Origin of the sequence: Prevotella vespertina, assembly GCF_009728485.1 — a bacterium.
GTDB lineage: Bacteria > Bacteroidota > Bacteroidia > Bacteroidales > Bacteroidaceae > Prevotella > Prevotella vespertina.
Genome location: NZ_VVIQ01000005.1, coordinates 105,006 through 122,038, shown reverse-complemented (window position 1 = coordinate 122,038; position 17,033 = coordinate 105,006). Strand labels below are relative to the sequence as shown.

At 38.7% G+C, this 17,033-nt stretch carries 12 protein-coding genes and 1 tRNA gene; 2 read left to right on the top strand and 11 right to left on the bottom strand.

Translation table 11 applies throughout. The features are described from left to right. Window positions 1-4: 4 nt before the first annotated feature. The 3 genes from gcvPA to gcvT form a co-directional block, all read right to left on the bottom strand. Window positions 5-1,315, bottom strand: coding sequence for an aminomethyl-transferring glycine dehydrogenase subunit GcvPA (gcvPA, locus tag F0475_RS06300; RefSeq protein WP_155715951.1), 1,311 nt, complete (start codon window positions 1,313-1,315; stop codon window positions 5-7). A gap of 97 nt (window positions 1,316-1,412) precedes the next feature. Beyond that, window positions 1,413-1,796, bottom strand: coding sequence for a glycine cleavage system protein GcvH (gene gcvH, locus F0475_RS06295; protein WP_009434089.1), 384 nt, complete (start codon window positions 1,794-1,796; stop codon window positions 1,413-1,415). A 49-nt stretch (window positions 1,797-1,845) separates the two neighbouring features. Then, entirely contained in the window at window positions 1,846-2,931 is a 1,086-nt protein-coding gene (gcvT, locus tag F0475_RS06290) for a glycine cleavage system aminomethyltransferase GcvT (RefSeq protein WP_155715950.1), read from the bottom strand. A gap of 235 nt (window positions 2,932-3,166) precedes the next feature. On the opposite strand from gcvT, the gene F0475_RS06285 reads away from it, so the two are divergent. After that, a complete protein-coding gene (locus F0475_RS06285) occupies window positions 3,167-4,255 on the top strand; it encodes a 4Fe-4S binding protein (protein ID WP_155715949.1) in 1,089 nt (362 codons plus the stop codon). A gap of 631 nt (window positions 4,256-4,886) precedes the next feature. Here F0475_RS06285 and thrA read toward each other — a convergent pair. After that, complete coding sequence (thrA, locus tag F0475_RS06280; protein WP_155715948.1) at window positions 4,887-7,322, bottom strand: bifunctional aspartate kinase/homoserine dehydrogenase I; 2,436 nt, start codon at window positions 7,320-7,322, stop codon at window positions 4,887-4,889. A gap of 146 nt (window positions 7,323-7,468) precedes the next feature. Here thrA and F0475_RS06275 point away from each other — a divergent pair, with 146 nt between their 5' ends. Then, on the top strand, window positions 7,469-9,043 hold the full coding sequence (locus tag F0475_RS06275) for an NAD(P)/FAD-dependent oxidoreductase (protein WP_155715947.1): 1,575 nt from the start codon (window positions 7,469-7,471) through the stop codon (window positions 9,041-9,043). Window positions 9,044-9,113: 70 nt separating this feature from the next. Here the strand turns inward: F0475_RS06275 and F0475_RS06270 are convergent. The 7 genes from F0475_RS06270 to dnaN form a co-directional block, all read right to left on the bottom strand. Then, window positions 9,114-9,188 (bottom strand) — tRNA-Arg (locus tag F0475_RS06270). A gap of 58 nt (window positions 9,189-9,246) precedes the next feature. Next, the gene (locus tag F0475_RS06265) at window positions 9,247-10,929 is read right to left on the bottom strand and encodes a tetratricopeptide repeat protein (RefSeq protein ID WP_155715946.1); all 1,683 of its coding nucleotides are present in this window, start codon (window positions 10,927-10,929) and stop codon (window positions 9,247-9,249) included. A 28-nt stretch (window positions 10,930-10,957) separates the two neighbouring features. Continuing rightward, window positions 10,958-12,625 (bottom strand): DNA repair protein RecN, encoded by a 1,668-nt coding sequence (gene recN, locus F0475_RS06260; RefSeq protein WP_155715945.1) that lies wholly within the window; start codon window positions 12,623-12,625, stop codon window positions 10,958-10,960. 64 nt (window positions 12,626-12,689) lie between these two features. After that, on the bottom strand, window positions 12,690-13,616 hold the full coding sequence (porD, locus tag F0475_RS06255) for a type IX secretion system protein PorD (RefSeq protein WP_234422971.1): 927 nt from the start codon (window positions 13,614-13,616) through the stop codon (window positions 12,690-12,692). Beyond that, the gene (coaBC, locus tag F0475_RS06250; RefSeq protein WP_155715993.1) at window positions 13,552-14,766 is read right to left on the bottom strand and encodes a bifunctional phosphopantothenoylcysteine decarboxylase/phosphopantothenate--cysteine ligase CoaBC; all 1,215 of its coding nucleotides are present in this window, start codon (window positions 14,764-14,766) and stop codon (window positions 13,552-13,554) included. The genes porD and coaBC overlap by 65 nt, the downstream gene beginning before the upstream one ends. Window positions 14,767-14,770: 4 nt before the next feature. Next, complete coding sequence (locus tag F0475_RS06245) at window positions 14,771-15,622, bottom strand: 3'-5' exonuclease (RefSeq protein WP_155715944.1); 852 nt, start codon at window positions 15,620-15,622, stop codon at window positions 14,771-14,773. Window positions 15,623-15,720: 98 nt separating this feature from the next. Beyond that, complete coding sequence (dnaN, locus tag F0475_RS06240; RefSeq protein ID WP_155715943.1) at window positions 15,721-16,845, bottom strand: DNA polymerase III subunit beta; 1,125 nt, start codon at window positions 16,843-16,845, stop codon at window positions 15,721-15,723. Between the last annotated feature and the right edge of the window lie 188 nt (window positions 16,846-17,033).

The window sequence follows — 17,033 nt, the reverse complement described above, 5'->3', positions numbered from 1 at the left end:
ATAACTAGAATAATTCAATAAAGGAATCGACCTCATCCTTTGTACGCTTCTCTGTAACAGCAATAAGGAGCTTATCTTTCCCAACTTTTATACCTGGGAGAAAACCTTTTTCTATTGCCTTATCAAAGAAAGCATCCCTATCTTGTATTTCAACGAGGAACTCATTAAAGAATTCTTTATTATAAACTAACTTAGCTTTACCCGTACTAATAAGTTTTTCACAAAGATAATGAGCACCATCATAACTTAACTGAGCCGCCTCTTTCATACCTTCTTTCCCCATAAGACTCATATAAATTGTTGCATATAGAGCCATCAAACTTTGGTTCGAGCAGATATTTGATGTTGCTTTCTGGCGACGAATATGTTGTTCGCGTGCTTGAAGTGTAAGAACAAACACACGTTGTCCACGATTATCACGCGTCTCACCAACAATACGTCCTGGGAGTTTACGCATTAACTTCTGAGTAGAACACATATAACCAGCATAAGGTCCACCAAAGCTCATTGGTAATCCAAGACTTTGAATATCACCAACAGCAAGATCTGCTCCCCATTCTCCAGGAGTCTTAAGCAATGCTAGATCAGAAGCAACACTATTGATGATAAACATAGCTTTATTCTCGTGACAAACATCAGAGAAACCAGTAAAATCTTCTATTATACCATAACGATTAGGCTGTTGAACGATAACACCCGCAATACCTCCTACTGCCATTTGCTTTTTCAATTCATCAAGCGAGGTAGTACCTTCTGTCGTCTCAATAGCCTTGAGTTTAACTCCATGAAAGAACGCATAAGTCTTTAATACCGCTATAATATTCTCATTCAAAGCAGCAGAATAAAGGATAGTATCAGCTTTTTTACTATTATCGAAAGCCACCATCATGGCTTCAGCTGTAGCGGTAGTTCCTTCATACATTGAGGCGTTGGCAATATCCATACCTGTTAACTCCGCCATCATACTCTGAAATTCAAAGATATAATGAAGCGTTCCTTGAGAAATTTCGGCTTGATAAGGCGTATAAGAAGTGAGGAATTCAGAGCGACTCACAAGATTTGGAACAGCACTTGGGGTATAATGGTCATATACTCCCCCACCAGCAAAGCAAGTAAGCATATTGTTCTTTTTTCCGAGTTTATCAAAAAAAGAACGTATCTCAAGTTCGCTCATAGCATTCGGAATATCGTATTCTCCCGTAAAGCGAATCTCTTCAGGTATTTCCGAATAGAGCATTTCAAGATCATTGAAGCCGATTCGCTCTAGCATTTGCCGGACCTCTTCATTTGTATGAGGAAAAAACTTATGGTTCATTTCGTATAGAGTTGTTTAGGTGTATGATATAGATAAAACCATTTATCTGGTATTCTTCTTAATAAGAACGTAATTAGATAATAATCCTTATCTATCTTTAATCTTCAGAACAGAACTCTTCGTAAGCTTTGGAATCCATAAGATCTTTCAATTCTGATGTATCAGAAAGTTCCACCTTTATAATCCAATTATCAAAGGCATCTTTGTTTAGCAAACCTGGTTCATCCTCTAAAGCCTCATTGATTTCTAAAACTTTACCAGAAACGGGAGCTTTAAGGTCGGATGCTGCTTTCACACTCTCTATTGCGCCGAAATCTTCATCAACTTCAATCTCATCATCTACTTCTGGCATATCGACATAAACGATATTACCTAACGCATGCTGTGCATAATCAGTGATACCGATATAACCAACATTACCTGCAACTTTAACGAACTCGTGTGACTCTGAATAATAGAGTCCTTCAACTACTTTAGTCATAATAATTTATTTTTTAGGTTTTTAATTCAAATCATATCTTATAAAAACATTACTTCTTATAATGTTTATCGTAGAATTTCTTTTTAGCAACCACTCCAGAGAATGATTTCTTTCGGATTTGTATCTCTAGCTTATCGCCCAACTGGATAGAACCATCAACCAAAGCTACAGCACAACTCTTTGGTGTGGATATTAAGCGATAGCCAGTTGTTACCACGCCTACCTCTTCTCCATCCTTCAGCACCTTATATCCATGACGAGGAATAGCATTGGCATCTAGAACTATACCACGAAGACGCTGGCTTACTCCCTCTGTTTTCTGCTTTTGAAGTGCTTCTTTTCCTATAAACTCTTCTTTATCCAACTTAACAAACATAGATAAACCAGCCATTACAGGAGAGATTTTATCTGTTAATTCATTACCATACAAAGGGAGTCCTACCTCAAAACGCAATGTATCGCGACAGCCAAGCCCACAAGGTGTAACGCCAGCTGCGATGAGTTTATCCCATGCTTCATTGATATATTGGGGAGAACCATAGATTTCAAAACCATCTTCTCCTGTATAACCCGTGCGAGAAACAATAATAATTTCGTCACCTACCTTTACTTGTCTCACTTCATAGAACTTCAATTCTTTCGTACTAAGTCCTAAGACGCTCTCCATTTTCTCTTCAGCTTCTGGACCTTGCAAAGCTAATTGTCCGTAAGCCTCACTCTTATTTTCTAGAATAACATCATATCCTTTCGCATTTTCCTCAATCCATGCCACGTCCTTTTCTATATTTGACGCATTGATTGTCATGAGAAATACTTGATCATCTAGTTTGCAAATACAAGTATCATCTACTACTCCACCATCTGGATAACACATCATTCCGTATAACACCTTGCCTGCAGGTAGCCCCGTCACATCATTTGTGAAGATATGATTGATATATTTCTCTGCATCATGCCCAGTAACAAGCAATTCTCCCATGTGAGAAACATCAAAAACTCCACAATGTTCTCTTACAGCGTTATGTTCTTCCGTAATGCCAGTATACTGAATTGGCATATCAAAACCAGCAAATGGTGTGATTAGTGCGCCCAATGCAACATGTTTGTCATATAGGCAAGTTCTTTTGTTATTCATATTTGTTTAGGTTTTAATTTGTACTTCTCAACGATAAATTATCGATTTAGGTATTCATCTTATGGATTGCGCAAATGTACAAAGAAATAAACTCACCAACAAGCTTAACCTGTTAAAACATCGTTAACAAAGTTAAACTATGAATAAGCAAACTTATATCTATATAATAATAAAAGGTGAGAAATTATTAATTTGTATTTTTGCAACGCAATTCTTAGATGTTTAGGATATATTTATGAAGAAGTTACAGCAAGTATTTATATTGATTACATGTATTTTGGTAATCGCAGTAGCAGCCGTACAACGAGATGGAAAGCTATGGGGAGATAGCTTATTTAATAAAGAAAAAACTGCAAAAACCAATAAAATTGATACGCTCCGAACATTAGATGATGGCACAATCATTATTAATACCACTTATCTTGCCAAGGACGTAAAGGGATTCGGCGGGGCTGTTCCGCTGGAAATCTATATTAAGAAAGGTAAAATTGATAAGGTAAAAGCATTAAAAAACTCTGAGACGCCTGATTTCTTCCAAGAGGCGAGCGCATTATTGACCCGTTGGGATGGCAAAACGCCGAAGCAAGCACTCGCAATGAAAGTAGATGGTGTGACAGGAGCTACCTATTCGTCTCGTGGAATCATAGGAAATATGAAGGCGGGACTACTATATGCTTCTAAAAACATGGAACGCCCTTCGCTCTTCGATAAGATGGATTTGCGGGCAAAGTCGCTTATCGGTTTGCTAGTCGTCCTAATGGCGGCTATCATTCCTCTGTTTGTAAAAAATAAACGCTATCGCATTTTCCAACTTTTATTAAATGTTGCCATCTTAGGACTATGGAGCGGAACCTTCATTTCATGGTCGGTTCTTGTCGGATTCATGTCTGGTGGTGTCAATTTTTGGCTATCACTCATTCCCATCGTAATGCTCATTACCGCCTTTATCTACCCCCTATTTGGCAAAAAGAATTATTATTGTTCGAATGTTTGTCCCTATGGTGCAGCACAAGAATTAGTAGGAATGACGAATCATCATAAATGGAAAATGAGTAAACGACTGGTGCAAAATCTAGAACACTTCCGTAAAATTTTATTCTGGGTTCTAATGATTCTGATGTTAGCAGGTGTATGGTCGAAATGGATGGACTATGAATTGTTCGTTGCCTTCATCTTCCAATCAACAGGTTGGATTGTCATTCTCATTGCAATCCTATTCCTTGTATTGTCAATCTTCGTACCGCGTCCCTACTGCCGCTTTGTTTGTCCGATGGGAAGTCTATTTAAACTCTCTTCGACAACATCGGTTAAAAAACTGATTTGATTTATCAAACTCGACTGGCAAACGGCAGGGATTGTCAGTCGAGCCTTATCGAATAACCGCTTCCTAAGGGAGGATTTTACAAAAGAATATATCTCGCACTTTGTAATAATATATTGCTAATTGCAACGCTGTATTTGCGTTTTTACTCAATCAACCTTTATTCTCGCCCAAATATACGATTTTTGAGAGGATTTCATTAGTCCTTTATAACAATCTGATATACAATATCTTACAAAAATCATGCTTATTTCTGAATAAAACATACTATCGTTTTGGGCAAAAAGTAGTATCGTTTTAGGTAAAAAGTACTATCGTTTTATTAAAAACGGAGGTATGTTTTACTAAAAATGGAGGTACGTTTCATCAAAAACGGAGGTACGTTTTACTAAAAATGGAGGTACATTTCATCAAAAACGGAGGTACGTTTTATAAAAAGCCAATATATGCGTCAGAAAAATCCGATAATTACATTCTAAAAATGCTAGAATGGAAAAACTGAATGTAAAAGATATTTCCAATCATATCCTGGATGAATTAAGGGCAGACGAAGTTGTCTGCCCTTAATTTTAATCGTTACTAATCGCTGGTTTGAAATGATGAAATTCTATTCATCTATTACGAATTACACCTTTTATATATTGGCGATACTCATAATGTTCGCAAAAACACCTGCAGCCGTCACTGAGGCTCCTGCGCCATATCCCTGGATTTGCATGGGATACTCCTTATAACGTTCCGTCGTCAATAGGACGATATTATTTGAACCTTCTAGATTATAGAACGGATGATTAGCAGCTACCTCCTTTAACGCTACACTCGTCCGACAATTATCCATAGTCGCTACGAAACGCCATCGCTTACCTTCCTCGGAAAGTCTTTGTCGGCGTTGCTCAAAATCAGTATCAAGATTGGGCAAATTCTTCCAAAAATCCTCCAAAGAGCCTTTGAAAAACTCGTCAGGCACAAAGAGATTTTTCTCAACATCCTCTTGATTTACCTTGTAACCAGCCTCACGCGTAAGGATAACCAGCTTGCGAATGACGTCCTTTCCACTCAAATCTATGCGAGGATCAGGCTCACTATAGCCTTGTTCCTTCGCTCGTTTCACGGTTTCGGAGAAAGGAATATCCGCATTAATCTCATTAAAAATAAAATTAAGTGTGCCCGATAGGACTGCTTCTATCTTTAGAATCTTATCACCCGAATTACGTAAATCGTTGATTGTACCAATGATTGGCAAACCAGCTCCAACGTTTGTCTCAAAACGGAATTTCACACCACGTTGTAAGGCGGTACGTTTCAGTAATTCATACTCCTCAAATGGTCCCGAAGCAGCTATCTTGTTAGCTGCAACGACGGATATATTATTCTCTAACAAAGATTGATACAAGTCGGCAACATCCTTTGAGGCAGTGCAATCCACGAATACAGAATTAAAAATATTCATCTGTAAAATCGAATCACGCAGCTTCTCTGGGTTAGAAGGTTCGCTCGCTTTTAGCTCTTCCGAATAATGATCAAGGTCTAAACCTTCACGATTAAAGATAGCATTATGGGACGAAGCAATGCCAACGACATTCAGTTTTAGATTAGAATGTAGCTTCAATTCTTCGTATTGTTTCTTTATTTGTTCGATAAGCTTACCACCAACAGTTCCAACACCACATATAAAAAGGTTGAGAACCTTGTATTCGGATAGGAAAAACGAATCATGTAATACGTTCAAAGATTTCCTTAAATCGGAGCCTTTCACTACAAAAGAGATGTTCATCTCTGATGCGCCTTGGGCAATGGCAATAATGCTTATACCCGAACGTCCTAGCGTTCCAAACAATTTTCCTGTTATGCCCGGCGAGTGCTTCATATTCTCTCCAACGATAGCAACCGTCGCTAAGCCGCTTTCGGCATACATCGGGAACATACGCCCATCCTCAATTTCGAGTTTAAATTCCTCATTTAGAACGTTAACGGCATTGACAGCATCCTCATCCTTAACACCAATAGACGTGTTATTCTCAGACGCTGCTTGAGAAACTAAGAATACGCTGATTCCATTTGCAGCCAGCGAACTAAAGATACGACGGTTCACACCGACAACTCCCACCATTGAAAGTCCGGTGACCGTAATGACGGTTGTGGCTTTAATAGAGGAGATTCCTTTGATAGGCTTCTGATTATTCTCTATACTCGATTTGATAATCGTCCCTTTTCCCTGAGGATTGAAAGTGTTTTTCACCCTGATGGGGATGTTTTTTACGCATACGGGATAGATGGTTGGCGGGTAGATTACCTTTGCACCGAAGTTGCTTAACTCCATCGCCTCCGCATAAGAAAGTTCGTTGATGGTATAGGCTTCCTTGATAACACGTGGGTCGGCGGTCATAAAGCCATCCACATCAGTCCAAATCTCTAAGACTTCTGCATCGAGCGCAGCAGCAAGAATGGAAGCCGTATAGTCACTTCCGCCCCTTCCTAAGTTCGTTATATCTCCCGTATCACGATCTTCTGCAATAAATCCAGGGACAATCGAGATACGTGGTAGGCTTTTGAAAGTATCTTTTACTAATTGATTGGTGAGTTCTGTATCAAGCCTTTGCCTTCCATGTTCCTTCTCAGTCTTAATAAACTTACGTGCATCCATCCATTTAGAACCACGGATAAGTGATGCCACAATATTAGAACTCAATCGTTCGCCATAACTTTCTATCGTATCTTGCGTTTTATGACTGAGATCATGTATGAGGAATACACCATAATATATAGACTGAAGTTGCTCAAAGAGGGTATCAACCTTATTGAATAACAGCTCTCGCTCGCTAGTATCAGTAATGATTGTGTCTATCATCTTATGATGACGATCGACCATCGCATCAAATTCTTTGCGCCAACGTTCGTCTCCTTCACGAGCTAGCAACGAGGTTTTAATCAACTGATCAGTTATTCCACCCAAAGCACTCACTACAACAATAATTGATTGGTGCTTTGCTTCTTTCTCAACTATCTGCTTTAAACTAAGAATACTTGATACGGAACCTACGGATGTTCCACCAAACTTTAATACTTTCATTACTGATTTATGTGTTGGTTATTATTTGGTATCCGCCTTACAATGGAGGAAATACAAAACTTATGGGCAAAAATAATAAGAAATATTGCAATAGCCAACGATTTTCTCGATATATTTACCTAATTTTGCGCTAAAAAGAAAGCAATATGACAGAGGATTTTCAGATACGAGTATTACCACAAGTTGCATACAATGAGGCTAATTTAAAGGCATATCTTGCTCAAGAAAAAGGATTTGATCCCGAAACTATTTATCGAGTAAGGGTTCTAAAGCGGTCGATTGATGCACGACATCGTGATATTTATGTGAATCTGAAGGTGCGTGTCTATGTAAATGAGTTCCCACAGGATGATGCGTACGTGAAGACTGAATATCAGGATGTCAGCAATAAGCCCTCTGTTATAGTTGTTGGTGAGGGACCTGGTGGCTTGTTCGCATCTTTAAAACTCATCGAACTAGGTTTGCGCCCTGTGGTTTTGGAGCGAGGAAAGAATGTGCGCGATCGTAAGTTGGATATGGCTTTAATTACCAAAACGCAGGAAGTAGACCCCGAATCGAATTATTGCTTTGGTGAAGGCGGTGCTGGCGCATATTCTGATGGCAAATTATATACACGCAGCAAGAAACGTGGTCCCGTTGATAAAATTCTAAATGTATTTTGCCAACATGGAGCGTCGACTTCTATTCTTGCTGATGCTCATCCACATATTGGTACAGATAAGCTCCCACGTGTGATTGAGAATATGCGTAATACGATTCTCGATTGTGGTGGTGAGGTGCATTTCCAAACCAAAATGACATCTTTGATACTAGATGGCAACAAGGTTGTAGGTGTGAAGGCTATTGACAATCGCAATGCGATTAGCGTTACACGAGAGTTTTTTGGTCCTGTTATCCTAGCCACTGGACACTCCGCACGTGATGTTTATCGTTATCTTGCCGACGCTAATATCGAAATGGAGGCAAAAGGTATAGCTGTTGGCGTTCGTCTTGAACATCCTTCACATCTGATTGACCAAATTCAATACCATAATAAGAATGGTAAAGGTAAATATCTCCCTACAGCCGAATATTCTTTCGTCACACAAGCACAAGGGCGCGGGGTTTATTCTTTCTGTATGTGTCCCGGTGGCTTCGTCATTCCTTCAGCAACAGGTCCTGAACAAACAGTAACAAATGGTATGAGTCCTGCCAATCGTGGTACGCAATGGTCTAATTCTGGTATGGTTGTACAACTTAATCCAGAGGATGTTGAAGGCGACGACTTACTTAGAATCATGCATTATCAAGAGAAATTGGAACATGACACATGGTTACAAGGTAACCGCAAGCAGACTGCTCCAGCACAACGTATGGCTGATTTTATGAATAACCGCCTATCTTATGATCTGCCTAAAGCAAGTTATGCGCCAGGTCTCATCTCTAGTCCACTCCACTTCTGGATGCCGTCATTCATTACCAAACGTCTTCAAGAGGCTTTTAAAACTTTCGGAAAGCAAGCACATGGCTTCTTAACAAATGAAGCGGTTATGATTGCGTCCGAGACACGAACAAGTTCGCCCGTCCGTATCCTACGTAATCATGAGAATCTCATGCACATTCGATTAGAAGGACTCTTCCCTTGTGCCGAGGGAGCGGGATATGCAGGTGGAATCGTAAGTGCAGGCATTGATGGTGAACGCTGTGCAGAAATGGCATCCGCCTATCTCGAACAAATATAGAGATACATTGCAGTCTAATAAAAAAGAAAAAGTGTCTAAAACAAATGTTTTAGACACTTTTTTCAAAAGGTGATTCCGTTGGGGTTCGAACCCAAGACCCACAGCTTAGAAGGCTGTTGCTCTAATCCAACTGAGCTACGGAACCATCATTATGGGTGCAAAGGTACTGATTTAATTCCGTACAGCCAAATTATCAAATATATTTATTGATATTTCTTCAAGAAAGAGTCAGCCTGCGAATTACCTAATTCTTTTGCTTTCTGTATATTCTTGAGTCCCTCTTCTTTCTGCTTATTCTCACATTGGGCTATACCAAGAATCAAATAAGCATCAGCTTGTGAAGGGTCGAGTTGGATAGCTTGTTGAGCTGCACTGATAGCTGCATCCATTTTATTAAGTCGTAACAACAGACTACCAGCCTCAGTAGGATACAATGCTTCTTTGGGATCTAGGCGAGAGGCTATAAGAATATCTTGTAAGGCTTGCTGCCATAAACGCCCTTTTATCTCACATTGTTCACGCATATAATAGAAATCGGCTGATAGGCGTCCTTGATTGAAGTATTCATAAGTGTAATAATCTTGCATTGCTTTACGATACTCTCCCATTTTTTCAAGTTGCTGACCACGCATATAGAAATAAGGTGCAGAAGTTGCAACATAAGGAGTATCGCAAAGTTCTATACTCTTATTGAGCAAGTCAAGGAGTTCTTTATCAGAAGCACCAAGGTGTTGACGGCTCTGTGCCATTTCAAGATAGAGTTCTGGATTATTAAAATCTGTCTTCGTCAGTGCGTCAAACTCATTATAGGCATTTGCATAATCACCTTTTGCGAAAATAATTTGTGCTTGCAGATGACGATAAGCATTAAGGGGTTTAATAGCATAAGCCTTTTTAATCTGATCTAAAGCCTTATCAAGTGTCCAATCAACTCCCTTCATCTTGTCTTTATTTGCTGGATTTACAGTATTATAATAGATTGCTCTGGCATAATTATAATAAGCCTCATCCTTCATATTTGCTTTCGCAATAGCCATTTGTAGCACTTTATCAGCCTCTATGAAATTTGATTTCCCAATCAATACATTAGCTTGTGAATTGTAGCCATCAGCAACCTGTGGGAATTTAGAAATGAAATCATTGATAGTTTCCTCATGAATATTTGCCGACTTCTCTGAAGATAACATCAACGCAACAAGAGCATCCTCTAATTTACTTGGTAAACCGATTCGAAGATTACACTGATTCATTGTGGCATCATTTTGAGATAGTCCCGTCAATGTGAAGTCCTTTGCATAGTTGACATCTACTGCACTCTTATTTGAGCCGGAAGCATTGAAGAGTCCAATGACCTGACCCTTTGTATTTACAACAGGGGCACCATTCAACTTATCCGTTGCAGAAGATGAAAGGATAGTATAATTATACTTATCCATAAACTTCTCAACACTCGAAACATTAGACTTTTCTGGAGTTCCACTCTTTGCCATCGGTACAATCCAAGTTTCTTCACCAGTAGAAACAATATTGGTAAGAGTTGCTGCATTCATTTTCCCACTAACGCAGAACTTCACAATATCATAGATTTCATTGGCACCAAGTAAACAAACAACATCATGTTTCTGTCCTTTGACATCAATGATTACAGCCTTATCAGCACCTATAAAAGGTTTCCAAGGACTCACTGCAACACCATCAGTACTAATGCAAATACCATTTGAGGTAGCCAAGATACTACCATCAGCTTTGAAGGTTGTTAATGTAAAAGCAGCATCGCCCACTTTCTTCACAGCTGAAGATTGTGCCAAGACATTGAGAGAAACTCCCAACAGTAAGATAAGAGACAGTATGAAACTTCCCGTTCTCATATTCATTATTTCTTTCATTGTGTATGTTTAATTAAGGACTATATATTTACTTCTGACTAAGATTTAATAATTCACGGGCATTCTGAAGAGCAGCATCAGAGATATCTGCACCCGAAAGCATTTGTGCAATCTCACAGACACGTTCCTCCTGATTTAATTCTCGCATGTGACTGCGTGTTCCTTCTACCGTTTCTTCTTTCTCAACCTTATAATGTGAGCTACCTAATGCTGCAATCTGTGGTAAATGCGTAATCGAAATAACCTGACGATTATTATTACCCATCTCTTGCATAATAAGTGCCATCTTCTGAGCAATCTTACCACTCACACCAGTATCAATTTCATCAAAGATAATCGTTGGGAGTTTTACAGCTCCACTAATCATTGCTTTCAAAGACAACATAACACGGGCTATCTCACCACCAGAGGCAACTTGTGCAACAGGTTCCATAGCAGTACTTGTGTTGGCAGAGAACAGGAATTGCACTTTATCTGCACCATCCAGCGACAAAGGTTTTGAGGTTATATCGACTTTGAAACGGACATTTGGAATACCAAGAGGTATCAATCGTTGACTCATTTCTTTCTCTACTACCTTACCAGCTTTAAGGCGTAATGCTGTTAACTTAGCAGCTTTCTCCGTACATAGCTTGAGTTCTTCATCTACTTTCTTTGTCAAGGATTCAAGTTCTTCATCGCTATTATCAATACTCTGTAATTGCTCTGCAATGTTATCACGAATCTCTATCAACTCTTTCTCTGTGGAAACATGATATTTCTGCTCAAGTGTGTTTAACTGATCAAGCTGCTGATTGATACTATCCAGACGAGAAGGATCAAACTCTATATTCTCTACCTCGCTACCAACTTCAGTTGAAATATCTTTTAACTCTATATGAACAGACGATAAACGTTGTACCACATCCTTTGCTTTTAGATAGACGTTCTCTATATTACTAAGACTATCTAGACTTTCTCCTAACTTATTAATAATTCCATTATCGTCATCATTCAATAAATGATCTGCCTTAAAGTATGCTGTCTTTATATCTTCCGAATGAGATAGAGTCTCACTCTCCTGTTCTAGTTCCTGCTGTCTTCCTTCTACAAGTCCAGCACTCTCTAGTTCATTAAACTGAAAGCGCATAAACTCTTCATTCTCCTGTGCTTTTGCAATCTGCTCTTTTAGGTCAGACAAACGCTGTAAGGACTCCTTATAATGTTGATAAGAAGAATGATAAGCAGAGAGAGCTGCATTATCCTGTGCTATAATATCAACAACATTCAATTGAAAATCATCCTTTTGTAAAAGCAAGTTCTGGTGCTGAGAATGAATATCTATCAATTGCTCCCCTAGTATGCGCATCATTTGTAAGGAGACGGGAGTATCATTAATAAAAGCACGTGATTTGCCACTAGCAGTTAGTTCACGACGTATAATAGTATCTTCTGGTTCAAAATCAATATCATTGTCTTCAAAGAAAGATTCAAAACCATAATGAGATAAGTCAAAATGCGCTTCTATTGTACATTTCTTCTCACCTTGTTTAATCTGTTTACTATCTGCCCTATTGCCCAGCAATAAACCTATAGCACCAAGAATAATACTCTTTCCTGCTCCAGTCTCACCTGTTATAACAGAGAAACCAGAGTGAAAGGCTATATCTAACTGATCTATTAAAGTGAAGTTCTTTATATATAGATGTTTCAGCATATACTTGCTAGTTATATTTAATACTTTAGATAATTGTTAAGTTCAGATATTGAAAGAGATAAACTTATTGCTTTATCTTATCCCACGTTATATTCTGACTGGCATTAATTCCAAAGAGAATATCATAAACTTGTTCTTTCTCTTTCTGTGTGCCTTTACCTTTATATATATTAGCTAACTCATCCTTCTTATAGTCTGTCCATATTTGAGGAAGAATACTTATAGGACGGTTCTCATGTGCTTTCTTCAAATCGTTCTCTAATGCAGTCGTAATATTCGTTCTGCCACGTTCAGCATTATTTGCCATTTCGTCTAATCCTGTCCTATAGTAATCATATTGTAGTTGACGAAAAGGCTTCATAGCCCCATCTAAATAATCATTGATGAAAGCAAACCGGTTACGAGAACTATCAAAGGCCTTCCAACCTGTGAAACTCAGATTCTGTGCATTATTCGTTAAGTTCATACAACGAAGCAATACATCTTCTCCACCCATCGGTGAGAAAGAATCAAGATCTAATCCTATAATGAGATAAGCATAATAAGCAATTAAAGCTGTTAATTGATTGTCTATATTTTCCTCATTAAAGTCTAGCTGTTCATATTGAGCAAAAGTAAAATTGAAATCACCATCTTGATTATTATAAAGTGTAGAAGTATAGGCAGAATTATAAACAGGACGATTGGCTTGTATCAATGCTGTACAAGTAAACATGTTATTGCTTACATCATATTTGTTTATTGTAATATTGAAGTTACATGCAATACGCTCATTCTTTTGAAACTGATAATGAGTCCATTGCCTCGTATTGATAAACTGTTCCAGTGTCTGTTGAAGATTCTCAAAGACAGACGCATCAGTACCCTCAATTTGATTATGATTGATGGTTACTTTCGCTTGTAGTTCCTGTGCAGTAATATCCTTACTAAAGCAAACTAACAAGCTCGTCAATAATATCACGAGCCACTTCTGACTTGGGTTTCTTGTCATAAACCTTCTTTCTATCTTTACTAATTATTGTGATTTGATTATCATCCGATTGAAATGTTGTACCAGGAATCCTTGTTGAATTCAACACAATAAAATCAGCACTCTTCCTCTCTAACTTCTTACGTGCATTGCGCTCTTCTTCATTTGTTTCTAATGCAAATACCACAAGGCATTGCTTCTCGCTTTTCATCTTTCCAATAGTAGCAGCGATATCTTGTGTTGGTATTAATGTGAGTGCTAAACTATCTCCTTCTCGTTTAATCTTATGCTTTGCTATTTGCTCTGGACGAAAGTCAGCAACTGCGGCACACAAGATAGCTGCATCACATTTAGGATACTCCCTAACCGTAGCATCATACATCTCATTACAGCTTTCAACATCTATTCGCTCTATAGCAGCAGAACAAGTCAAACTTACAGGACCAGCTATAAGGATAACCTTTGCACCACGCAGAAGACAATTTTCAGCTAAAGCAAATCCCATCTTACCCGAAGAATAATTGCCTATGAAGCGAACTGGATCAAGTCTTTCATATGTTGGACCAGCCGTAATAAGGATTGTCTTACCTTGTAAATCCCCTCTTTCTGCATATTTAGAAGTAATACTTTCTGAGAAGAAATACTCCAAAGACTGCACTATATTCTCTGGCTCCTCCATCCTACCTTTCCCTTCTAATCCACTCGCAAGAAAGCCATTAGCAGGCTCAATAATATGATTACCATAGCCACGTAATGTCTCAAGATTCTTCTGCGTTGAAGGATGTTTATACATATCCAAATCCATTGCAGGGGCTATGAATACTGGTGCTTTCATTGAAAGATAGGTTGTTATAAGCATATTATCAGCAACACCATTCGCCATCTTGCCTAATGATGCAGCAGTACATGGGGCTATTATCATTGCATCAGCCCACAAACCCAAATCGACGTGAGAATTCCAAGTACCATCCTTCTGAGAAAAGAACTCACTAATGACGGGTTTATGTGTAAGTGCGGAGAGGGTTATAGGTGTTATAAACTCCTTTCCAGCAGGAGTAATGACGACCTGAACCTCGGCTCCTTTCTTTATTAGCTCACGTATAAGCAGACAACTCTTATATGCGGCTATAGAACCTGTTATGCCTAAAACTATTTTCTTCCCTTCTAACATCCCATTATCTATTATTGAATTCACGTAAACGAATACGTGTCAACACCTGTTTTGTGTTATAAGTAAAGTCACTTGCTAACATCCAACTATAATAACCAGGATCTTTGTGTAATACTTCTGCAACATCCCATCCCTTATACTTACCAAAGTTGAATACTTCATGTTTACGAGCTTTACCAGTAGCATCAAGAAGGGTCTTACCATCTTTATCCTTCATATCTTCCCATACGATACGCCCAGCAAAATCAACAAAGTCATTCATACGCGAAAACTCTGCTAACTCGTCCATATCATTATTGAGGACACGCTCTTCCTCTTGATTGCCTGGGGCATACATGGCAACTTCACCTTGTAACACACGCCAGGTAGCTTCCGTATCTTGATCTGCACGATGCGCTACGAAGTCTTCTTCCATCTTCCTCCCACAATAGAACTTATATGCGGCGGCAAGATTACGGCGTTCCATCTTATGATAGATATTTTGTGCATCAATCAACCTACACTTAGAGAAGTCGAAATCAATCCCAGCTCGCAAGAACTCCTCTGCTAGCATTGGTACATCAAAACGATTAGAATTAAATCCTGCAAAGTCGCAACCTGCGAACTTATCGGCTAACTCCCTTGCCTTCTGCTTGAATGTTGGTGCGTCTGCAACATCCTCATCGGAGATACCTGTCAATTCTGTTACAATTGCGGGAATAGGTTTACCTGGATTAATAAAGAAATTCTCTCTCTCCTCTTTCCCATCAACATATACTTTAATATATGAGATCTGAATTATACGATCAGCTACCAAATCAAGCCCCGTCGTTTCCAGATCAAATACTATTAAAGGTTTCGTCAAATTCAATTTCATACGCTTGCTTATAAGCCCTACTACAATTAGAAAGGAGATGGCTATCTATTAGAGATATAGCCATCCCCCTGTAAGATGTATATTATTAGAATATCCTATTATTCGTTTAACAGCATTGGCATAATCAACATGAGTATGTCTTCGTTCTCTGGTTGTACGCATGGAACAATAACTCCTGCTCGTGAAGGATCAGCCAACTGAATAACTACATCATCACTCTCAAGGTTGTTTAATATCTCAAGCATGCTTGAGCCCTTAAAGCCTATACTCATTGCATTACCATCGTATTCACAAGTAACACTCTCCTTTGCGCTTGTAGAGAAGTCTATGTCTTCAGCGTTCAACTCTAACAAGCCAGTAGAAACCTGGAAACGGATAAGCTGTGATGAATCACTAGCAAATGGTAACACACGACGTAAAGCTCCAATCAGTGATTTGCGGTCGATTGTGATTCTATTAGGATTGTCCTGTGGGATAACACTATTATAATTAGGATACTTTCCTTCTATGAGTCGACAAGACAAATTACCATCAGCAAATGAGATGTCAGCGAAGCGATTGTCGAAGCGAATCACAACATCTCCTCCGTCCTTAGCTAGGACAGTCTTCAACAATGTTGCAGGTTTCTTTGGCAGGATAAAAGCTGATGGAGTCTCGCTCTTAATAGAGTAGTTCTTATTTCTAACGAGCTTATGACCATCACTTGCAACGATAGCCAAGCTGTCACTTGTTAGATCAAAATAAATACCATTCATCACTGGGCGAAGCTCATCTTGTGCTGTTGCAAAGATTGATCGATTAATACTATCAGAGAGTTTCGCTGCATCTATCGTGATTGAAGACGCATTATCAGAGATTGGCTGCACTCTTGGATATTCATCAGCGCCGAGAATTGGGAAGTTATAAGAGCCATTCTGATAAGTGATATAAATCTTCATCTCATTGAAATTCACATCAAGGGCGAGAGGCTGATCAGGGAGTTCTTTCACAGCATCAAGGATGGTCTGATTGTTAACTGCGAAGTCTCCTTCCCCTTCACAACTATCAAGAATCAAAGTTCCACACATCACATTCTCACTATCAGAAGATGTAATCGTTAATTGTCCATTATGTACCTCGAAGAGGAAACAATCAAGAATCGGAAGTGAATTCTTGCTATTAATTACTCGTGAGAGTGTCAACAATCGGCTGCTCAAGGCAGTGCTTGAAAGGTTAAACCTCATTGGTATCTTATTTTAGTTAATATTTCAATCTTTAATATCACGAAGGTAGAACCATTAACAAGTAATATCATAGGCTCTTCGCTTCAACGCACAAAAATACAAAAAAGGATGTGAAAAACAAAATTTAAGTATGAAAGTTTCCGTTTTTAGAACTAATTTATTAATTTCGCAAACACATTTAAATAAAT